This is a genomic window from Sphingomonas mali NBRC 15500, assembly GCF_001598415.1.
Lineage (GTDB): Bacteria > Pseudomonadota > Alphaproteobacteria > Sphingomonadales > Sphingomonadaceae > Sphingomonas > Sphingomonas mali.
The window spans coordinates 1-20,868 of sequence record NZ_BCYX01000040.1; the positions used below are offsets into that span (position 1 = coordinate 1).

Here is a 20,868-nt window from a genome sequence, read left to right on the forward strand (position 1 = left end):
AGTTTTTCAACACAATCGGCCCAGATCCGGTCGTTCGATCACTGCAAAATAGGAATGGCAGGAAGTGGGCCGCGAGGAGACCGGCAGGTTTCGGGCAACCAACGCAGGATTGCTGCCGTTACAGACGATAGTACGGCGGCGTCGGCTGCCGACCAGCATACGCCGTCCGGCAATCCGGATATTAGCGGCAGGTACTGCTGGAAGCAGCCGTTCGGCACGCGATTTTTCATGTCAACGAACCTGAGTTCAGCACCCGAACAAAGAGATCGAGCGTCGCGGTGGATGCACGTGCAGCGGCGGAACGCCCGTCAGGGCCTCACCGGCCCCTTCTTTCCCGCCGCCTTCCCCGACGCCGGTTTGGTAGCCTTTTCCGCGGCCTTGCGCGTCTCGCTCTTCTTCTTGACCGTCTTGGTATCAAGGCCACGACGGGTCAGGTCGATCCCGACGACGGCGAGATCCTCGACATCGGGATATTGGCTCGCAAGTACAGCCCAATGCTGGCGCAGCGCCGCGAGCAGCGCCTCGAAAGTCTCGGCGCGGCCGCCACCCGGGAGATCCCAGCTCTGCTTGATGCCGACATAGACAAGCAGGAAAATGCCCCGGCTCGAGCGAGCATCGCGCAGATAGTCACCGCCGAGCTGGACCTCCATGCGCTCGAACAGATGCGGACCCGTCCAATTGTCGGCGACCTTCAGCTCGACCGGGACTGGCGCGTCGAACCCTGCGCCGCGGAACCGCAAATCGGGGCGCTTGGCATCGGCAAGCTCTTCCTCGGGCGGGATGCTGTAGCGTCCTCCGGCCCGATCGCGCAGCCAGCCGCCGATGAACTTGCGGAATTCGGTCTCTTGGTCGGTCCCCTGCAGAATCGAGGCGATGCTCTCGTCGCCATGCTCGAGATCGTGTTTCAGCGCCTCGAGCCGCTCCACGCCGAAATACCAGAGCTCGCGGTGATTGGTCGGCGTAGCGACGCGCGCGTCGTTGAATTCCTTGACCTGGCCCGGAGTCCACGGCGCGAAGTCGGCATCGAGGGTCGCCTTGGTCTTAGCGTGAAAGCCCATCCACGGCCGTGACTTCACCGCCGGGTGCGCGCGCTCCATTTCCATGAGCGCGAGATAGGCTTCCTTGCCCGGCGTCTCGCGGATGAACGAGAAGAGCGCGTTGCGCGCATCCTGGGCGTCGTCACGCAAGCCCGGCGAATAGACGCCGCCGCCGGACCGCTCGATATCCTCTTCCTCGCGGATGTATTTCGCCATGAGCAGGTAGAGCGTCTTCATGTGCTCGACGGTGCGATAGGCGAGCCGCGCCCGGCCCTCCTGCTGGCGGCCGCCGAGCAGCGCGACGACGAAGCGCAGCGCGAGGTTGGTCTGTTCCGCGGGATCGTTCAGCGCGGCGAGGCGCGCCGCGACGGCAGGGATCGCGGCGTCGGGATCGACACCGACCCAGGTCGCGTACCAGGTCGGGGTGAAGTCCGGGTCATATTTCGCCGCCGCCTTGCGCGCGGCGATCTTGGCGATATCCGCGTCCGGCACCGACGAGCCCTGCACGACCGACAGGAGATAGCCAAGATTGCGCGGATTGATGCGCTTCGCGCGCAAGGCGGGCAGCAATGCCGGGGCAATCTGATCGCGCGCGAACGCGCCATGCCAGGCCATGTCGTACAAGACATAATGGCTCTCGCCGTCGGTCTGCTCAACCTTGAGCTCGTGCCGGATCTCGGTCAGCAACACGTCGGCGACCGCATCGGGAAATGCAGAATAGAGGTCCGGCAGCCAGTCCGGAAAGCCGTTCAGCTCCGCCAGCCCATAGCGCGCCGCCTTCGCGGCATCTTCCGGCGTCAGCGTCGTGAGCCAGTCCTCCGCCTCGCGCGCCTCGATCGCGATCCCGGTCAGGCCGAAGATCACCGTATAGGGCGTCTGGTTGGTCGACGCGCCCTGGGATTGGGTGAGGGGCTTGAACTCGCGCCAGAAGCGGACGGCGGCGTCGCGGTAGGCACTCGCGACCGGCTCGCCATAGGTGTTGACTAGCGAGCGCCAATTGCCATCGGTCCAGTGGTTGTGATCGTCCCTGCCCGCGGAACGCATCCGCTCCATCAGGTAGGCCTGGTCCTGGGTCATGATCGCGGGCTTGCCGGGATGCCGGATCTGGTCGACGCGCTCGGCCAGAAGCCTCTTGTCCTGCTCGAGGCGCTTCTTCTGGGCAGCCGCGATCCGGGCGTCCCGCCGTTTCCACTGCGCCTCCTGCTTGCGGAATTCCGCAAGCTGGTCCGCAGGCGGGTGCAAGAGCGATTCCAGCTTGGCGGCGAGGGTCTCATCCGTAGCGGCAAGCCGCTTCAGCCGTTCGCGCAATTTGCGCGGCCGCTTGGCCGCGACAAAAAGCCAGAAGGCGAGGGTCAGCGCAACGAGGCGATCGTCGAGCAGCGCCCGGTTCTCGATGTCGACCGCAATGGTGTCGATGCTATCCGGCGCGAAGGCCCAGTAGCGACCGAAGATCGCGACGTGCCACCAGTCGACAAGGCGCTGATCCTTCTTGGCCTCGCGCCATGCCCGCTCCTGTTCGACCGAGTGCCAGAACAGCGTATGGTTCAGCTCTGGCCACCCCTGCACGAGCTCGGGCAGGTCCTTGCGGATCTCCTCGAAATGGCTGCGACCATAGTCGCTGGCGATCGGGAGCAGTCGGAGCGCGGTCAGCGTCGATGGCGCCAGCGCCGCCGGATCGCGCACCTCGATCAGGCGCACGGCGGCGCGCGCGACCGTCGCGGCGAGCCAGCCATAAGCCTTCGAAATCTCGCAATGCCGCTCCTCGACCACAGGTTCGCGGAGCAGAAGCTCGACAAGGCCAGCCATCAGCCCGCCGAGCAGCGCGACCGGGAGCTCGTCGACCAGATGGCCGAGCGGATCGGCTAAGGGATCGACCGAATGCGGGTTTTTCCACGCTGTGGCCTCAAGCGCCTGCAACAGCCAGGCGATCGCCGCTTCCTCATGGGGGAGATCGGCCAGCAGCTCGCCGAGCCAGTCGCGGCACAGCCCCGGCCCCTCCGCGAGAAAGGCCTGTCGGATGTCCGCGGCGTCGGCGGGCGTGCCGACCGAGAGGACTGCGCGGATTGCCGCGATGCGCGTGTATTTCGAGCGCGACGTCAGCGCGAAATGCTTGGCCTTGGCGGCAAGCGCGTCGATGCCGCCCTGATAGACCATGCGCAGCAGGAACCAAGTGATGTCGTTGTCCGCAGCGTATTGGTCGAGGAGCGCACCGATCTCGTCTGCGAGATCGGGGTTCGCGAAGCGCTGGACCGCCTGATATTCCATCATCGTGCGGCCATGCGCCGGCTGCGCGACCTGTTCGCAGGTCTGCCGCAGGATGTGACGCCGCGTGTCGAAGGGCAGCTTGGCGGGGTCGCCGCCTTCGAACAGAATCTCGGGCGCGAGCGCCACGACCTTGTCGAGGATCCGCCGATCGAGCGCCGCCAGCCAGGGCAGCACCGGTCGCATCGTCGGCACGATCACCTCAATGCCGTATTGCTTGCGGAAGAACAGCCCTTCGATCTTCGCGCGCGAGCCTTCGTCGACCAGCAGCGCGTGCAGCCATTCGGCGGTCAGATATTCGCGCACCGAGCGATGGTGGAACCGGACCGTCCCGTAGATGCCGGGGTCGAAAATCGGCCGGGAAAGCAGGGTCGCGCAGTCCTGGTCGTTCCAGTCGGTGAGGACGTCCTTGATCGGCAGGCCCTTGCTGTTCTGATTGCCATCGGGAACCCGGACGGCGGATTCTTGGCAGAGCGTGGTGGCAGCGGCGACGAGGCGGGCTCCCCCGCGGATACGGTCGACCGCGATCGGCCGCGCGTCCGCGCGGTCCTGGTCCCGCTCCTCTAGACGCTTCGTGATGCTGCTCGTCATCAGGTCGAGCCGCGAGCCGATCCGCTGGTGATCGTTCCAGAACTCGACCGTCTCGGCGAGATCGAGCGGCCTGGTCGTGAACGACCACGCTTCGGCGCGCTCCAAGGCCTTGGTGAAGGCCTTGATGTCGGTCACGCCCTTGGCGACCGCGAAGATCTCGATCTGGGCGCCGTGCAGATCCTCGAGGGTCACGATGCGGAACGGGGCGTGCTTATTCTCTTGCTTTGCCGCGGTCTCGACCGCGACGGCATATTCCCCCTGTGGCGCGGGCGCCTCGTCGGGCGCCTTCGCCGGCGCATCCCAGCGCAGGTTGGTCCGGCACAGGAGGAGGTCGGTCGCAGGGCGCCACGCCTCCGTGCGACCCGTGATGACGATATGAGTGCGCTGCAGGGCGCGCTCGATCCGCTTGCCGATGCGGCGGATGGCGCGCTCAAAATCCTTGGGGTCGCGCAGGCGCGCCTCGTCGACGGAATCGAGGAAAAGCCAGCCTTGATCGCCCGACTTGAGCCAGGCCTCGAACTCCTCGAGATCCCCTTCCTCGAAGCTGGTCTCGAAATCGTCGACGACATGCTCGATGCGCAGGAAGAAGGCCGGCTTCCCCTCGCTGCGCTGGCGACGGCAGATATGCCGGATCTCCTCGGTCTTCCCCGAACCGGCCTCGGCCAGCACGATGACGCGCGGCTCGGCAAGGAGATCCGTCCAGCGCGTAGATGCCTCGCGCGCGAACAGGTGCACCATCTTCGCCTCGTCACCATCCTCATCGGAGGTGGCGAGATCGCGAAAGGTACGATCCAGTTCAATGAAGTCGTCGAGGTTTCCAGACATGGCAGGGATATAGTCGTTACGGCCCTAATCCACACGGGGGGATACCGCGAAAAGCGCGCCGAAATGCTAATCTCGGACGATCGAAATAGATCGGCGCCGGCAGCGCGAGCATCGTCCCCGTATCGCTTTCCGACGCACCTGGACGGGTCGCTGACTGACCGGCAGGTTATGCGCCGGAAGCCGCCATACAGCGGTGCCGCAAGGAAAGGCAGATTTGTCCCAATCTCAGCCGTTCCCGCACGCGCTGCGAGCGAGATGAATGAACGACGGCTTTCGGGATCGCAGGCCGACAGGTTGGATGGCTGGTGTTGGGGCGCCAAGCGGACGATCAGCTAAACCAATCCGCGACGACCTTCGATGAACGCTTTGAGCGACGCGAAGATCACCAGGGTCGAGCTTCCGACCTTGACCACGTCGATCTCGCCCGCGGCGATGAGCTCGTATAGTTTGCTGCGGCCGATACCGGTCAGCTCGACGGCACGGCGAATACGCACCGTGATCGGCTCGCCGGGTACCTCCTGCACGAGCTCGGCCTTGGCGCGCGCCGTGGCTGCCTCGACCTGGTCACGAAAGCTGGCGCCAGGCCCTATCTTCCCGGAGGTCATTGGACAGTCCGTTCCTTATCGAGTGTGAGCAGTTCGGCGTCGAACGACGACAGTCGCTCGGCGATCTCGTTGATGAAAGCAGCGTGCAGCTTTGCGCCGAGCGCGTGCGCTTCCTCGCTGATCGGCGGCAGGCTGGCGGTTACCACCAGCTGATGCTTGATCAGCCTCGACACGCCCTCCCAAAGCAGATCGAGGCTATGCCGCAGGCGCGCAACGTTGCGCTCCATCCGCGTTATCCGCGCGAGCACCGCCTCGCCCGCGCTCGGCGCGTCGCGCCGATCGAACCATGCCTCCAGCGCCTCGACCAGGATCTCCGACCGGGCGCGGCCCGAACTCTTCGCGACCATGTCGAGACGCTTCGCGAGCTGTTCGGTGAGGAAAAGCTGGTGGCGGGTCTTGAAGGTCTTCATGGGCGGCGTCCTGTCGGTGCGGATCGCGCGGATGATGGTGTTATCATGCACTCGCGCGAAGAGCGCTGTGGGGAGGGCTTCGGCCATTTACGGCTATTTGCGGTGGGTCAGCCGATGCTTGGACCCGAGCGCTGGCGCCCGAAGGTCCAGTTCACGCCGCCGTCGCGGACGATGCCGCCGACCTGCTGCCCGATCCTCCGCTCAAGCACATCTGACCACGGCACCAGGGTGAACTCATGCGAGCGCTGGACGAGGCCGAACTTCTCCGAGCCGATGGTGACCTTGCGCGCGAGCACGCCGCGCACTTCCTGACCGCGCCTGGCTTCGGCGAAGTCGAGCCCGAGCTCATCGCTCAGGCGGCTCGCAACCGCGGCCAGTTCGCGGGTGCGCAGCCGCGCGACAAGATCGGCCGGCATGAAGGCCTCGCCGCCCCTCTCCTCGCCAATCCCTTCGCGCAACAGCCAAAGCTGCCGGGCTCTCAGTGCCTCGCGCAGCTCGGTACCGAACCCGTGGTCGACAAGGGGGAGCGGCTCGGTGCTGACGAGTTCCTGGTCGAGCCAGGTCGGGCCCGAGCGATGCGCCAGATTACTCACCCGCTCGTCGACCAGCGTCTCGATGGTGAGCGGCGCGTCGACGATCCGCTTGCGCTGATGCGCTTCGAGCCGGTCGAGATGATCGGGCGCGATCTTCCAGCTGCCGTCCGGCAATCGTTCGACCGACCCGCCGGCCCGGCGCAACGCTTCGAGCCGGCGGATATGCGTTTCGGCAAAGCGGTCGGTCGCCATCGCATCGTGCTTCAGATGATGGTCGACCGAGTAGATTCCGCCACTCGCGGTCGCGACCTCGGCGATGGTGCGATCCGAGGCGCGGATATCGAGGGGCCTGGGTGCGAGCCTGACGAGGCTACCCACCATCGCCGCATCACGCGTCGTGCCGATGTCTACATAGTGCGTCCGGCCATCGATCCCGTCGACCAGCAGGAAGCGGCGATCGTGATGCGCGTCGGCGGCCCCGAACCGGACGACCTTGCCGACCAGCACCGACTGATCGAGCGGATCGCGGATGTCATAGAGCTCGGGCCGGCGGTCGAGCCCAGTCTTTGCCATCTCGTGGTGCATCGTGCGGATGATGTCGCCGCGACGGCCCATCGCCGTCAGCGTCGCCTCTGCCGCCGGGTCGAGCGACCAGACGAGCGGCCTTTCCCGGCTCGCTATCTCCATCGTTTCGAGCGCGCGCGCGCGTGCGACCAGCAATTGCTGGAAGCTCGGGTCGGCGCCGGTCGCCAGCGACAGATCGACACGACCTTCATGCGCGCGCTCTAACAAGGCCCGGTCGAGCCGCGTCAGCCGCTCGGCGTCGACTTCCTGCCGGAGTTGCTCGTGGACTTCGCGCTCGGTCTGGGGTCCGAGCGCGCGCGTCATGATCTCGGACGCGCGATGACGGATGCCGTGCGCGATATAATCGCCGGCGATGTTGAGCGTCTTGCCGTCCTCGGTCCTGCCCCTGACCAGGATATGCGTGTGGGGATGGCCGGTATCGTGGTGGTCGATCGCGATCCAGTCGAGCGTCGTGCCGAGATCCCGTTCCATCTGCGCCATCAGGTCGCGCGTGAACGGCTTCAGGTCGGTGAACTCGCGGCCGTCCTCGGCCGAGACGATGAAGCGGAACTGGTGCCGGTCGCCGCTGCCGCGCTCGAGGAACGCCTTGCCGTCGGCATCGTCATTGAAGGTCGAATAGACCCGCCCCTCCTCACCGTCGCGCGCGATCCCGTCACGTTGGAGATAGCGGAAGTGCGCGACCGTGGCTGGCCCCTTCCCCGCGAGCTTCACGACCCGCGCCTTGACCGTCACCCGGCGGGGCCGGACCCGCATGCCCAGGCCGCGGTCCAATGACCAGCCAGACCCGCGCGAAAAGGTCGCCGCGAGTTTCGCGCCGCGCCCGCGCGCATTGAAGCGGCCGGATGGTTGTCGGGCGGAGCCATTGGCGGCGCTGTTCGCGCCGAGCGATACCCTGCCGGCACGCGTCGCGCGGGCAAGGATTTGCGACCGCAGTTTCGGCGCGCGCGGCTTGCCGCCGCGCGACCGCATGCGCCCGAGCCGGGGCTCGAAAAGGTCGGTGTCGTCCGTCATCAGCGAGGATATGGCGCACCGTTCGGATCGGCTAAAGTATCTCGCGCAGAACTGGCGGAACAGCGCCATCCGGCAGGTGCCATGGGCCTGACAGTCTCCCTGAGGCGCGCGCCGCGAGACAAACCGGCTCTACATAAAACGATGTGCAGACAATCATTTAGCCCGCTAAATACGGCGAGCCGTTGCGGGCTTTATCTTGCTGTCCCTTTTTCCCTCTCCTGCCGGCCTTTCACCCCTTTCGCCCGCCCACCTTCTCAACTCGCCGAGGACACAAAAAGCCGGGACGCGATGCCTGTCGACACCGCGTCCCGGCCCTGGTCTTTCGCTGCCATCAATGCCGCGTTTCGAATGCTTTTCGTGCTGCCGTGGCATCCGAAAACGCCTGCCGGCCCATCATTCCATGCGCCATTCCCTCGCCATCGACGATGCACATTGCGACGAACCAACGCCCATCGATCACGCCCAGAACTGCGACCCGATCGAGGTCGAAAGCATCATCATCCTGCGCTTCGTACGACCCAATCCAGCGCTCCTCGATCCGTGCTTCCCAGTGAAAATCCATGTCCTCCGCCTCGATGAAGCGCTGCGCCAGGCCTTCGGCCGCGCCGCGCCCGAACTCCAGTTCGAGCCCTGCGATCAACGTTGCCATCACGCGATCGACATTGTGCGAAATCGGTTGAAACATGGTCATGCGAACCTCCGTTCAAGACGTCCTCATTGTCGAAGACGCCCTCTCGACGGCGGTCGGCGGCGCGGCTGTCAGGGCCGCTGGAGCGAAGCGGAAGCGCCGCGTCAGCGGCGGCGGAGGAACCGATTTGCGCAGCAAATTGGAGGGGCCGCCGGCCTTGTACAGCCGTGCCGCCGGCCGCCATGCTCGGACGAGCCGAGACGAGCCCTCCCACCCTAGGCACAAAACGATGTCCGCTATTGCGTGGAACGCTGTCCTTGCCGATGGTGTCAGCGCGCAGGGGACAGGACGTTGGCAACCGATCTTGGAGAACAACAGGCCCCGGATACGCCAGCTCTGCGGCGCCGGGTCTGGATTATCGTCGGCCTCGTTTTCACCGCGATCATGTTCTTCCTGGATGACGTGGTGGGCTGGATCAATGGCGGTGGATTGTTTTCCATTGTGGCTGCGAGTCACGCCATCGCTGATCGTGCGAGGTTGATTGACGTCGACGAGAGCGCCCTCGCGACGATATTTTTCGTGGTCGCCTGCTTAGTCGTAATGGGCTTGTGCGCTTGGTTCGACTTTCGGCCGGAACGACGCCTAATCCAATTTTTGACAGTGTTTGCCATCTTAGGCGGTGGGTTTGTGCTCAACCATGTTTGCGGAGAGAGTTTGATCAACAGCTATATGCAGCGGCAAGGTTATAGCCGCTGCCCCATCCGAGACCATGAAGTTGGGAATGGCAAAAGTCGGGTGTGGTTCGAAAATTACGTTCGTGCCGCGATCGATTGCACAGCGTCGTTGCCATCCTCTTCCCGTCGCTAGCCCGACGTCACGAAAGGATCGCGGACGAGCAGAATCAATAAAGTTCAGTGCCGGCGGGCGGTTTCACCAGCAGACGTATCGACCGGCCTCTGAGCCCCGGCGCGATGTTCGCGCCGGGGCCGCCAGCATCAGTCGGCAGGGTTCCAGATGACCGCGAAACGATCCTCCGGACCGCCCGCGGCCTGGCCGAGATTGGCGTAGAGCCGGCGAGGTCCGAACTCGGGCGCCGCGAGGCTGAGCGACACGTAATCGCGGCCCGAGGTCTCGGAGCGGCGGTTCCAGCCGGCACCGATCTCGACCCCGTCGGACAATACCCGATAGTCGGGCTGGGTGTCGGCGGACTTGCTGCGGTTGCTCACGATGGCGATCTCGGCCGAGATGCTGAGCGTCTTGAGCTGACCCTTGAACGAGCCGTCGTCGTTCTTCGTTACGTATCCGATGGCAGGCATGTGACTTCTCCTTCGTATTCGACCGGGACCATCCCGGCGACACGCCGATCGAAGGACCGGGACAAGGAGACGGCGAACCGCATGCGCGGCTGAAGCGGAGCGTAGGACCGGAGCGCGGACGCTATTTTGCTTCGCGAGGAAGGCGCATCAGCGCCGGGGAAAATAGCGGCCGCGCGATGGTTTCGCCGGCTCCGACCGGTCCCAGGTCGGGGCGTTTCACAGCCGGGTGCGTCGCTGTCGATCTGGCGAAGGACGGCCCAGTGACTGCCCGAATGCTGGCGTGAGAAGCCTATTCGGCGGCGTGCTTCAACTCGTCCAGACGCTCCGTGCAGAGCGCGACCACGATCTCACGCAGCAGCGCGACGGACGCGGCCAGCGCTTCGAGGTCCGGGCCACTGATCTCGTAGCTGGCGGAATAGCGCGCCTCGACATAAGCGCGCTTCAGCCGCTCGAACCGCGCGCGATCGAGCTTGGTATCGCGCGGCCATGCCTCGACCAGACGAGGCTCCTTGTCCTCGGAAAGCGAGCGCAGGATTTTGATGTTGTGCGAGCGCGGAAAATAGAGCGTCCGCACGAGAAGAAAGCAGGCATACGCCGTTTCTGCGGCCTGATGGAGATTGAAAGCAGCCTTGTTACGCCAGTCGCGGTCATCCCCCTGCTGCGCAGCGAATTCTGCCAGCCTCATCCAGTTGGCCAGGGAATGTGATTGGTCATCGAAATAGCGGCGAGCCATCCCATAAGCGTCGCTCGCGCTAAGGGGATTCGGCGCGGCCAGCGGATGGCGCGGAAGCTCATAAAGCGCGATCCCGTCGCGGGCGATGTCGGTCCAGAAATACTCGCCGCGCTTGAGTGCCGAATTCACCTCGTCGAGCGAATGGACGATGATGTTGACCGGGCGCGCGATCCCGGGATCGCGCGCGGTGCGGTCCTCGGCGACGTACCAGTAATCGGCGATATCGGTGAGGTCTTCGTGGCTGACGACGATCAGCAGGTCGAAGTCGGACTGGTAGCCGTTCGCCGGCTCGTCGACCCAGTCGTCGCGCGCGTAGCTCCCGAACAGGATGATCTTGTAGACCTTGCCATCGCGCTTGTGCGGCTTGGTCGCCTGCGCGATCGCCTTGTCGAACTCCTCGAGCAATATCTCGCTGAGCCGCGCGAGTTCGCGCTGCTGACGCTCCGGCAGATGGTCGATTTCCGTCTTCATCGCCGCCAGCCTTGCGGCAATTTCGCGCGAAGCCAAGCGCAAATGCGTCCACCATGGCGGTGACCGGAGCGCCGCCCGGCCTGCCGGGCGGCAGCGTCGAGCGCGAGGATCGCGCACGCGACACCGCGCTCGACCTCGGGCATGGACATGCCGAGATCGAGCGCGATCCGGGCATAATCCCAGCCATCGAACCTGTGCCGCGCGAAGATCGTGCGATCGGGGTCAGGCAGCGCGTCGAGCGCGCGCTGCATCGCGCGCAACACGCGACGGGGTGGCGGCTGATCCATCGAACTCGCTCCGGACGATGACGGGCGGCGAGGTCGCCCGTCAAAAGGATCAGGCCGCCAGCCGGTCGGTGGGAGCGTCGCTATCCGCGATCTCTGCCCCGTCCGTTTCGACTGCCGCGTTGCCATCCGGCGTTGCCGCGTCGGGTTCCGGATTGGCGGTTTGCGGAAGGCTGGTGGCGGCATTGGCACCTGTATCCTGTGCGGCGTCCGCCTTGGCGTTCGCGACGATACGATTGGCGCGGACGGTGGCGACCCCGCCCCGCTCGGTATAGGCAGCGGGCGGGAATGCCATCCAGCGCGGCACCCAGCGCTCGACCTTGGGGCGTCCGTCCCTGCCCTCAAGGTGGTCAGCGATGATGCGCTTGAGGGTCGCGCCCTTCTCCTTCGCGTTGGCCGAAGCCACCGCCTCGCCCGCCACCTCGGCGACCATCGCGCCCAGTACCTCCTTGTCGCGGACGAGGTCGAAGAATGCCGGATCGGCTTGCCAGTAATCGGCCATATCGACGCCCAACGTCAGCCCGATGGCGTCGACCGCAGCGCTGCCGCTGGCCAGCGTCTCGCCCATCACGATCACCACGACATCGAGGATCGCGGGGTCCGGCAAGTCGAGCAGGCGCAGGAACAAGGCGACCAGTTCCTGCTCGCCGCCCGACCCGAATGGCGCGCCGCCGCTGACGGTCGGACGCTCGGGGTCCATGCCGAGCAGCGCCAGCACGGCGCGACGGCGCTCGTCGAACGACGTCTCGGCGCGGCACGTCTCGACGCTTTCGGCGGTGCCCTCGTCGCGCGCGGCCTGCGGCTCGCGCCGTACGGTCCAGAGCGGCGAACCTACCATCGCGTGCGCGAGCATCAGCCGCAGCGCGACGCCCGGTCGTTCGGCCAAGGCGGCGCGCGCGGCGGCATGGCGGTGGAGATCGACATAGGTCTGCATGGCCGTGGTCACCTCGGCGCGCTGCGCCTTCGTGTCAGACGACCCACTATTCTCGCCGCGCATGGCGCGCTCGGCCTCGCGGCGGCTGACATAGCCTTCGTGGAAAGTTACCTCACCGGTCGAGCGCACATCGATATAGACGCGCCCGCTTTTGCGCTTGGGCCGCTTCTCATAGTCCCAGGACTGAAAATATTCGTTCGCCGGAACGACGCTGACCTCGGCCCAGCCATCCGCCAAGTAGTTGGCGCGGCGCTCGGCGATCGCGGCCTCCTGCGCGGCCCAGAAGGCGCTCGCATCGGCGAAATAGCGGTCCTCACCGAACAGGTCCGAGACGGTGGCCAACCCGCTGGCCTCGACATCGAACAGCGCCAGCTTGACCGGCACGGTCTGCCCGCCGAGCAGCCACGCCTTGACCTGTTGGCCGGTCGGCGCGCGTTGCTCGGAGTCGTCGGCCAGCGCGATCCATTCGGTCTGCTGGCGCTTGCTGGCGAGCGTCAGGTGGCGAACCGTGGTCCGGTCGATCTGCTCGGCGGCATACATCGCGCGGATGCGCGGGAGGAGATTGCCGAGCGCGAGCACGCGTTTCACCATCAGATCGGGCAGGCCGAACGTGGCGGCCACGTCCTCGACGCTGCGGCCTTCCTTCACTAGCCGCGTGAAGGTCGCCCATTGCGTCACCTCGTCGGCATCGAGCCGCGCGATATTCTCGATCAGCGAGGCCTCGACCGCGTCGGCATCGTCGCTGCTATCGAGGATCGCGCACGGCAATGGCTCGGGCGGTCCCGCCTCGCCAGCGGCGGCACGCTCGTCGGCGACGATCCGCGCGGCGGTGAATCGCCGCGCGCCCGCGACGATCTCGAACGCGCCGGGTTCGCAATTGGGCCGGACAACCACCGGCTGGATCACGCCGCGCTTGCGCACGCTCGGCAGGATATCGGTCACGTCGGGCGCGCGTTTCGCCCAGCGCATATTGGCCTTGCTGATGCTCAGACGGTCGAGCGCGATGAAGTCGAGTTTCATGGCATTGGTCCTTCTCACTGCCACACCCGGCTCCCGGAAAGCGGGGGCGGGCGGCGACCAGCGAGCGCAAGGGACCGCCACGAGCGGGGCCGGCACCTGACAGGGCCGCAACGAAGTGGAGGAGCCGGCGAAGCCGGCTTGCCGGGAACGCGTGCGGTCCCAGCAGCGAGTGCCGCCCTTCCCCGCTTGACCGGGAGGCCAAGCGCCGCCGCGCCAGCGGCGTCCGCCTGTCCGGCGCGCAGCGCCGCCCAACGAAAGCCGGTACTCCGGAACGAGGCCGGCGGAGAAAGGTGCAAGGTCGGGCTTCGCCGGGCCGCCCGTGCCGGAACGGCGCCAGAGGCCCGAGCGAAACCGGGCGCACCGGCCGACGGCCGAGCCGGCGTGCCCGCGGGGCAAGTCAAGGGCGCCGCACCCTGTCCGGTTGCGCCAGCAAGCCGGCAGTGTGCGTCATCAGCCCCGCTCCATTTTCCCGGGGCGTTGCGGGGCGCCCAGCCCCGCTGACTTGATGTCCGTTCCTGGATGGTCGCCACACCACCGTGTGTCACCATCGCTCAGCGCCGGCGGCCGGCGCTGATTACGGAGAGGAGACGAGTCGGTGGAAAAAGATGTCTACGTCGGTCTCGACGTACATAAGGCGACGGTCGCAGTCGCCATCGCACCCGGAGGACGATCGAGCGAGATTCGATACTATGGATCAGTTCCCCATTGCCCAGGAACAATGGCTGATTTGGCGCGGAAGCTCGCGGGAAAACATCCCGGTCGCCGCATTACTTTTTGCTATGAGGCTGGTGCTTGCGGATACGGCCTTGCGCGCGAATTGACTGAAGCCGGGCACGAATGTCTCGTCGTGGCGCCTTCGCTGATTCCATCGCGACCAGGCGACCACATCAAGACCGATAAGCGCGATGCCACGACTCTGGCGAAGATGCATCGCGCCGGGGAGCTGACGTCGGTTTGGGTGCCAGATACGCAGCATGAAGCGATGCGAGACCTCGTCCGGGCGCGCGAAACCTCAATGTATTGGCGGAACAAGGCGCGGCAGGCGCTGTCGAGTTTCCTGCTGCGGCAGGGCTATCGATATAACGGCACCAAAGCTTGGACGGTAGCCTATTGGCGCTGGCTGGCGACGCTGGAGATGGAGCATCCTGCGCAGCAGATCGCGATGCAGGAATACATCCTGGCGATCCAGGAAGCCGACGCCCGTCACGATCGCCTCGTCCAGCAGATCGAAGCGGCTGTGCCGAACTGGTCGATGGCGCCGCTCGTGGCGGCTCTGCAATCTATGCGTGGGATAGCGCTGATCACAGCGGCGACGATCGTGGGCGAGATCGGCGACGTCTCGCGCTTCGAAAACCCACGAAAGCTGATGGCCTATCTCGGCCTCGTACCCGCCGAACACTCCAGCGACATGAAGATAAGGCGCCGGGGCTTTACCAAAGCCGGGAATGCCAGGGTACGCCGGCTTCTGGTCGAGAGCGCGTGGACCTATTGCAGGGCGCCCAGGGTCAGCCAGAGCATCCAGCGCCGGCAGGAGGGACTGGATCTCGACATCGTCAAAACCGCCTGGAAGGCGCAGCTCCGGCTGCACGATCGCTATCGCCGGCTATCGACCACTGGCAAGCCAAAGAACGTCGTCGTCACCGCCGTCGCTCGCGAGTTCGTGGGCTTCATCTGGGCGATCGGCCGGCAGGTTGCCGCCAGCAATCAACGAGAGGAGCAACTGGCCGCGTGACCGAACGAGAAGCACGTCGGTGCGCAGCATCGGAGGCGGGGCCGGTCAGGAGAACTCTCGGCCCTTTCTTGTGGCCGGTCATGGAACCGACGCCCGCCCGCTGACAGAGGAAGCTCCGAGACGAATACCGTGGTCCTGCGGTAACCAACCCGCGCATGAGTGTCTGATCGACCGTCGTCTTGAGCCCCGTCTCCGACCCTGCGCATGGACGTTTATCACCATGCTCGGCAGTCCGCCGAGTGCATCGCCATGCCTTTGCTTGACAAAAACGGACATGAGAGAAAGGGTAGGACGAGACCATCGGAGCTCGTCGTCAGGGGAAGACCTTCCCCTACGACCGCGCAGCCGATTGTAGCTGGAGATTTACCGCGGTCTGCGTTCGAGAATGTTCATCGGAACATTCGACCTAAAATGCGGGCAATCCCCGGACCCGGGCTGGGATCGGTTCACTCGCCGATTGCGTCATCCTATCATGGATAGTCAATCACGAGGACCGCAACTCCTCCAGCCATAAACCGGGGCTCTGGTAAGACTGACAAGCCCGCCGATCGTCCGGGCCTTCCACCTCAGCTTTATCAACTAAGGACCAAGCTACGACCAATCGCGCCCGGCGTTTTGATCAAGGCTTTATGACGCCGGTAGTATATTTGACTATTTTCCCGACCATGATCGCCGGCTTGCCATTGGGCGCTTTCGTATCGACGAGATCGGCAATCACATCCATATCGACATGGCGGGGCCCGGAAGAATTCCCACCGATGATGAATGAAAGAAGATTCTTGTACTTATCAGTATATAGATCGCTCTTCGCGAATCTGACGTCCAACGTTCTCCCGGGGCACCTCAGATCTTCACCGTACGATCCCTCCAGACCCGGGTGAAGTCGTAATCCCTTAATCGAGACATGTTGGGCGGACCTATCATATAAATGGCAGGCCGGGTTTTCCGGCGAGCGAGACTGACTGCTGACCTGAGCCGCAGAACACGACGCAGCGCAAACCCGGACAATCGACCCTGTCAAAAACGCCCTCAGCGTGCACCTAACAAATCGAGGTTTTAGGCTTCGAAAGCGCCACAACAACCACAGAAAATAAGATTTTTCTACGCCGCGTAGAAAACAAATGCCGTAAAGGCACCCGCCATCGACAATAAAGAGAAAATCATAGAGGGGATAAATCTCCCTTGAGCTCGCAACACCTCAGCTAGAATGACGGATAACACCAACAATGAAAACTGTATGTTGGGGTGAGACAACATTATTCCCTTGGAGGCCATCCAACCAATGATATGATACACAGATGCCACCGACAATACGACAGATACAACTGCGCATATACACAATATCGTGGCAGCACTCTTGCCAATGTTAGACATAACTTTTCACTCTAATTCGAGAACAACTTTCCTATTGGTCCGGTAACTCTGTTGATCAGCCAATTTGGATCATCTTTGGTGTTTCCATATTTAAAATAGGGAACGACATCGTATCTGAAGTGGTTGAACCCGTCTTTTGGACCATAGTAATTATATGTTCCAATGTTTCTCGGGTCGGTTACTAAGCGTCCTCTGGAATCATAGACGCCCTCCTGTTTCCCGTCCGGGCTGACATACTTCTGATTTGATCCACCTCCTGGACCAAAATGATGCCACCACGACTGGCCCCAAGACAAATGCGTCCAGTGCGCTTTTATAGCCCCATCCTCGGTACTAGGCGGATGATTTTTTGCATTTCTGTTCCAATTTGCCTTGGCATCCTTATCCCACTTCTCTCGTCCAGCCTTTGCCGCATCTTCTCCCGATTTGACGCTAAAGTTTCCGCTCTCATTAGCCTTCGGAGACAGACTCTCTTTCTGAAACTGGCCCGCATAGGTAGTGTTAGAGCCATCGGGATCAGTGCTATAACACGCGCTACCCGCCGGGCATCCGCCCATGATGGCAAGCGCCGTCCCAGTGGGATCCGTACCGTCTATCGGGTCATTGCCAACATATGCGTATAGGTTGTTCTGATCCTTGTACCCAATCGGGTCAGTCTGCATGAAGCGCCCTAGTGTGGGCGAGTACATCCGTGCCTTGTAGTAATAGAGCCCGAGCTGCGAGATCCAGGCTTGGCCCGTATATTGGAAGAGCCCATAATTGCCTGTCGGCGTGATGCCGTATTCGTCAAACGTGTTGATCCCGAACTTGGCCCCGGTCGCGTCCGCCAGCGAAACGATCGACCCTTGGTAATCGGGCTCTAGGCTGTAGCGTGTGGCATAGCCGGTACCATTGTATTGGATCATCGGGTCGTCGTTGCCCGGACCATGAACATATTTGTATGGATTGACCCCATCCATCTCCATGACAACCGAGTCGCCGTCATAGGTGAATTCGAGCGTCTTGCTCGGTGCCACAACCTGCCACAACCGACCCGAAGGATCGTAGTTGAGTGTAGCCCCCGCCCCGGCGACGACGGCTCCCTTCATCCGGTTTTCGACGTCGTAAGTATAGGTATTGGTGCCGTCGCCGGTTAAGTCGCCGTTGTCGTCGTAAGTAAAGGCGGCAGAGCCGGCAGTTGCATACTGATTGAGGCCATTGACTGCGTAAGGCCGGCTGACATTGACATAGCCGGTGAACCGGTAAGCGTCGTTCGAACGCGTCTTGGTGACGATCTGGCTGGCGGGATTGTAGGCGAATGTGGTGGTGACGTCGCTTGTCGTCGCCGCCAGATCGTCGGTCCATGTTATCGGTCGCGACACGGGGTCATAGCTTAGAGTGGTCGTTACCGCACCGCGTGTCTGGCTCCCCAAGCGTCCTTGCGCGTCGAACACCGATGACACGATCGCTGTCGTGCCCGCCTCTTTTATGGTCGTCAGCCGGTCGAGACCGTCATAGACGTAGGTGAAGTACGAACTGTCGGGATAAGTCAGCTGCGATCGGTTGCCATCCGCGTCATAGGCGTAGCTGAGCGTCCGAGCGATCGCTCCCATATTGTTGGTAGTCGACTGAAGGCGATCAAAGCCATCATACGCGTTGGTAATCCCCAGCCCGCTAGTCGAGACGAACCGCGCAAAGGTTTGCAATCCGCGCAGGTCGTAGCCGTAATAAACGTCGGACGCCGTGCCACCCGGGACGTCTTTGATCGTTATGCGGTTCAGCGCGTCGAACGCAAAGCGGATGACGTTGCCGTCGCGCTTCATCAGTTTCGCGCGATTACCGTCGCGATCATAGGAATATTTCTCGCAATCGTCTCCGGCGGTCCGCGTTTCCGATGGCCCCACGACCGTATTTCCGAAGCCGTCAGTCGTCTGCGCGATCGTTCCGATCGTGCAAGTGGCCGAGCTCCCGGTCACCGCCTTCGACGGAAATGCCCAGGCGGCCAGCCGGTCGTAGCCGTCATAGGTGTAGGTCGCCTTGTTGCCGTTGGCGTCGACGACGGTCTTCTGTTTGCCGCCATCGGTATAGGTGTAAGTAACGTAATCTTGCTGGAGCCCGACCACGCCAAACGCCTTGATCACTCTCAACAACTGTCCCGCATCATCATAGACGTTCTTGGTGATGCGGTCGGGTCCGTAGCTCGTGCTGGTCGTCGCCAACGTGCACGCCGAGGTCGGTAGCCCCGACCATGTTGTCGGATTCATGCGTAGCGCGACGCATTCCTGCCGCCCGACCTGATCATAACTATATTGCGTTACGCCGGTCTCGACCCACGCCGACGTGGCACTATTCCAGCCCCAGATAGCTTCCGTGACCTTGCGGTCGAGTATGTCGTAGCTCGTCTCGATCTTACTGAATACGGAGAAGCCGGCCCAAGCCGCCGGTGCCACCGCCTCAGACTGCCAACTCGAAAGCTCCCCCTTTTCGACGCGGATCAAATTGCCCGCCGCGTCATAGGTGCTTCTGATGGCCGCATAATGCAGAGCGCCCGCGCCATCCGGATCGGCTGCTATCGTCCCGACCACACGTCGCTGCTGATCGTAGCGCGTCGCGTTGGTGAAGTCCGACGGCGACGTCTGGGCTTGCGCGACCTGCGGGGCGACCATGGTCGCGAGTGCGGTGGCGAGTGTCGCAATCAGCGTGCGTCGAATTGTCGCCGCGCCCCTCACTGGCAGCTCGTCAGGTTGGCGCGCGGTTTAGTCTCGGATATCTTGTTGCCTTGCCAATCATAGCCGTAGCACGTTCGCAAGCTGACCGGATTACTGGGACTGCCCGGCACGTTGGCCGTCACCACGACGCCGCGGAGGAGCAGGTTGTTAGGCCCTGAGTTCGGGCCATAATCATAAGTCGTGACTACCTCATCGGTGGCGCCCGCGCTGCAGGCATTACCGACCGTGGCACTGGTCGCACAGCTGCGCGTTTCGAGCAGCAGCCAGACGGGCGACGCGACCTGCGAATAGCCGCCGCCACTATTCTTGATCCAGGCATAACGCTGACCATAGCTATTCCGGACGACCGCCTGGACACCGTTGCTGTCGGCGGGCTTGGTTTCCGTTAACACGCCGCCGTGCGTGTAGTCATAAGTGTAAACGGTCGTGTTGCCCTTTGCGTCCGTGCTTGTCAGCGGCAGGTTGCAGGAGAGCGTCGTGAACGACGAGTAAGCCGGGCATCCCGTGGTTGGGAACGTCCTGGTCTCGACGGCCAGGTCTGGCAGCCCCGAACCGGTCTTTGCCTTGATGGTGCGGCTGCTCAGCACGCGCCCGTTGGTCGTATAGCCCCATTGATAACTGTAGCCTTCCGGCGTCGTCATCGCGTGCGGAAGGTCGTCATAGCTGATCGGGAAGTATCTGTGGATCTCGTCATAAAAGGATATCGCCACGCCGGGCGTCGGCAGTTGCGCCGACCCGACATTGAACGCCGTCACAGCCGTCGCACCGCCGGGCTCGGTTACGGTCGTTGCCTCTGAGTCCGGATTTAGATTGTCAGGATCATTTGCGGCGTTGTCGCCGCAGGTGCAAGCGAACTGCCACGTTGTTCCATCCGCCAATGTTTGGGACGAAATGACAGTCTTGCCCCTCTTAGTGAACGTCGCTCGAAAGGCGTTGGTAATCTTGCACGTGGCTGATCCCGGATCGCGTACGCAATTCAAAATACCGGCGCCATTACCGGTGGATTGATATCCGTAGGTGGTAACACTGCTGCTGACGTCAGTTACCGTCTGGAGGACTGTCTTGCCGGCAACGGTCGCGTAGCCATAGGAGGTTTTCAGCGTTGCGCCGGCACATGTCGTGCTGGTGGTGATGTACGTGACCGCAAGATTAAACCCGCACGCCGCCGATACTTGGCTACCCGAATAGTCGAGAACGATGCCGTAACCGAGATTACTGACGATCGTCTTCGGCATGCCCGAGACATTGGTAATCGTGATCACAGTGCCGTTCGTATAGGCTATGGAAGAAACGGTCTGATAATTTACGTTACTCCCAATCGGCTGAAACGTATAAACCGTCCCATCTCTATTTGTGAAAATCATCGATGTGCCGACGATAGTTAACTTGGTTCCATACTCATAGTCGCTTGGAAAGTTCTGACTGGGCTGGCCATCATAAACATGTGTTTCTCGACCAAGTATAACCGTACTCTTCGCCTGACCTGCAGTTATGGAATAATATGCCTTCATGTCGAAGTTGTGTGTCCAACCCCTGCCAAAATAGGCACCGGAGTCTGGATCAGAAGAGACATATGATCTGGAAAAGGTGAGTGACCCGACCGAAAAATCCTGAACGTTCTGCACGAAGGTCGTATCGAGAAGGTTGAGGCCGGTAGGGCTCATCATGAACGTCCGTTCGGGTGGATTGTTCTGTGCATGGGCCACACCGACGCTCATCGGAGAAATCAGCAAGGCGATTGCCGCACCGATCGAGCCGACAAATATCGCCAGGTTGCGCAATTTCATCAATGGTCCCCACATGTTTCCG

13 protein-coding genes are annotated in these 20,868 nt (G+C 62.9%); 2 read left to right on the plus strand and 11 right to left on the minus strand.

Features of this window, described 5'->3' with window-relative positions; translation table 11 throughout:
• Positions 1 to 308 precede the first annotated feature (308 nt).
• The 5 genes from hyoA to SMA01S_RS19620 all read right to left on the minus strand — a co-directional run bounded on the left by hyoA (position 309) and on the right by SMA01S_RS19620 (position 8,550).
• Positions 309 to 4,715, minus strand: coding sequence for an NACHT domain-containing antiphage protein HyoA (gene hyoA / locus SMA01S_RS19600; protein ID WP_066826506.1), 4,407 nt, complete (start codon positions 4,713 to 4,715; stop codon positions 309 to 311).
• 332 nt (positions 4,716 to 5,047) lie between these two features.
• Positions 5,048 to 5,320, minus strand: a complete 273-nt coding sequence (locus SMA01S_RS19605) for a helix-turn-helix domain-containing protein (protein ID WP_084250460.1) — start codon at positions 5,318 to 5,320, stop codon at positions 5,048 to 5,050.
• Entirely contained in the window at positions 5,317 to 5,817 is a 501-nt protein-coding gene (locus SMA01S_RS19610) for a ribbon-helix-helix domain-containing protein (protein WP_245649344.1), read from the minus strand. Before SMA01S_RS19610 ends, SMA01S_RS19605 begins: the two co-directional genes overlap by 4 nt.
• Positions 5,818 to 5,837: 20 nt before the next feature.
• Positions 5,838 to 7,859, minus strand: coding sequence for a DUF3363 domain-containing protein (locus tag SMA01S_RS19615; protein WP_066826508.1), 2,022 nt, complete (start codon positions 7,857 to 7,859; stop codon positions 5,838 to 5,840).
• Positions 7,860 to 8,190: 331 nt separating this feature from the next.
• Positions 8,191 to 8,550 carry a hypothetical protein gene (locus SMA01S_RS19620; protein ID WP_066826510.1) on the minus strand — a complete coding sequence of 120 codons (360 nt, stop codon included), beginning with the start codon at positions 8,548 to 8,550 and terminating at the stop codon, positions 8,191 to 8,193.
• A gap of 288 nt (positions 8,551 to 8,838) precedes the next feature.
• Between SMA01S_RS19620 and SMA01S_RS19625 the strand changes: the two genes are divergently transcribed.
• On the plus strand, positions 8,839 to 9,354 hold the full coding sequence (locus SMA01S_RS19625) for a hypothetical protein (RefSeq protein WP_066826512.1): 516 nt from the start codon (positions 8,839 to 8,841) through the stop codon (positions 9,352 to 9,354).
• A 128-nt stretch (positions 9,355 to 9,482) separates the two neighbouring features.
• On the opposite strand, the gene SMA01S_RS19630 is transcribed toward SMA01S_RS19625, so the two are convergent.
• The 4 genes from SMA01S_RS19630 to SMA01S_RS19645 all read right to left on the minus strand — a co-directional run bounded on the left by SMA01S_RS19630 (position 9,483) and on the right by SMA01S_RS19645 (position 13,245).
• Positions 9,483 to 9,803, minus strand: coding sequence for a DUF736 domain-containing protein (locus tag SMA01S_RS19630; RefSeq protein ID WP_066826513.1), 321 nt, complete (start codon positions 9,801 to 9,803; stop codon positions 9,483 to 9,485).
• A 289-nt stretch (positions 9,804 to 10,092) separates the two neighbouring features.
• Complete coding sequence (locus tag SMA01S_RS19635) at positions 10,093 to 11,007, minus strand: nucleotidyltransferase and HEPN domain-containing protein (protein ID WP_066826515.1); 915 nt, start codon at positions 11,005 to 11,007, stop codon at positions 10,093 to 10,095.
• Positions 11,004 to 11,294 (minus strand): sigma-70 region 4 domain-containing protein, encoded by a 291-nt coding sequence (locus tag SMA01S_RS24900; protein ID WP_066826517.1) that lies wholly within the window; start codon positions 11,292 to 11,294, stop codon positions 11,004 to 11,006. The genes SMA01S_RS19635 and SMA01S_RS24900 overlap by 4 nt, the downstream gene beginning before the upstream one ends.
• A gap of 49 nt (positions 11,295 to 11,343) precedes the next feature.
• Positions 11,344 to 13,245 (minus strand): ParB/RepB/Spo0J family partition protein, encoded by a 1,902-nt coding sequence (locus SMA01S_RS19645; protein ID WP_084250462.1) that lies wholly within the window; start codon positions 13,243 to 13,245, stop codon positions 11,344 to 11,346.
• A gap of 595 nt (positions 13,246 to 13,840) precedes the next feature.
• On the opposite strand from SMA01S_RS19645, the gene SMA01S_RS19650 reads away from it, so the two are divergent.
• Entirely contained in the window at positions 13,841 to 14,977 is a 1,137-nt protein-coding gene (locus tag SMA01S_RS19650; protein WP_066826519.1) for an IS110 family RNA-guided transposase, read from the plus strand.
• A gap of 1,385 nt (positions 14,978 to 16,362) precedes the next feature.
• Here the strand turns inward: SMA01S_RS19650 and SMA01S_RS19655 are convergent.
• Together SMA01S_RS19655 and SMA01S_RS19660 are read right to left on the minus strand one after the other, a co-directional pair.
• Positions 16,363 to 19,059 carry an RHS repeat-associated core domain-containing protein gene (locus SMA01S_RS19655; RefSeq protein ID WP_157094049.1) on the minus strand — a complete coding sequence of 899 codons (2,697 nt, stop codon included), beginning with the start codon at positions 19,057 to 19,059 and terminating at the stop codon, positions 16,363 to 16,365.
• Entirely contained in the window at positions 19,056 to 20,846 is a 1,791-nt protein-coding gene (locus SMA01S_RS19660) for a DUF6531 domain-containing protein (RefSeq protein ID WP_157094050.1), read from the minus strand. Before SMA01S_RS19660 ends, SMA01S_RS19655 begins: the two co-directional genes overlap by 4 nt.
• Positions 20,847 to 20,868 lie beyond the last annotated feature (22 nt).

Excerpts from the sequence above, each read along its gene's own strand:
- SMA01S_RS19635 (WP_066826515.1), bottom strand. The coding sequence starts at position 11,007 with ATGAAGACGGAAATCGACCATCTGCCGGAGCGTCAGCAGCGCGAACTC.
- SMA01S_RS19660 (WP_157094050.1), bottom strand. The coding sequence starts at position 20,846 with ATGAAATTGCGCAACCTGGCGATATTTGTCGGCTCGATCGGTGCGGCA.
- SMA01S_RS24900 (WP_066826517.1), bottom strand. The coding sequence starts at position 11,294 with ATGGATCAGCCGCCACCCCGTCGCGTGTTGCGCGCGATGCAGCGCGCG.
- SMA01S_RS19645 (WP_084250462.1), bottom strand. The coding sequence starts at position 13,245 with ATGAAACTCGACTTCATCGCGCTCGACCGTCTGAGCATCAGCAAGGCC.
- SMA01S_RS19615 (WP_066826508.1), bottom strand. The coding sequence starts at position 7,859 with ATGACGGACGACACCGACCTTTTCGAGCCCCGGCTCGGGCGCATGCGG.
- SMA01S_RS19630 (WP_066826513.1), bottom strand. The coding sequence starts at position 9,803 with ATGCCTGCCATCGGATACGTAACGAAGAACGACGACGGCTCGTTCAAG.
- SMA01S_RS19605 (WP_084250460.1), bottom strand. The coding sequence starts at position 5,320 with ATGACCTCCGGGAAGATAGGGCCTGGCGCCAGCTTTCGTGACCAGGTC.
- hyoA (WP_066826506.1), bottom strand. The coding sequence starts at position 4,715 with ATGTCTGGAAACCTCGACGACTTCATTGAACTGGATCGTACCTTTCGC.
- SMA01S_RS19610 (WP_245649344.1), bottom strand. The coding sequence starts at position 5,817 with ATGGCCGAAGCCCTCCCCACAGCGCTCTTCGCGCGAGTGCATGATAAC.
- SMA01S_RS19620 (WP_066826510.1), bottom strand. The coding sequence starts at position 8,550 with ATGACCATGTTTCAACCGATTTCGCACAATGTCGATCGCGTGATGGCA.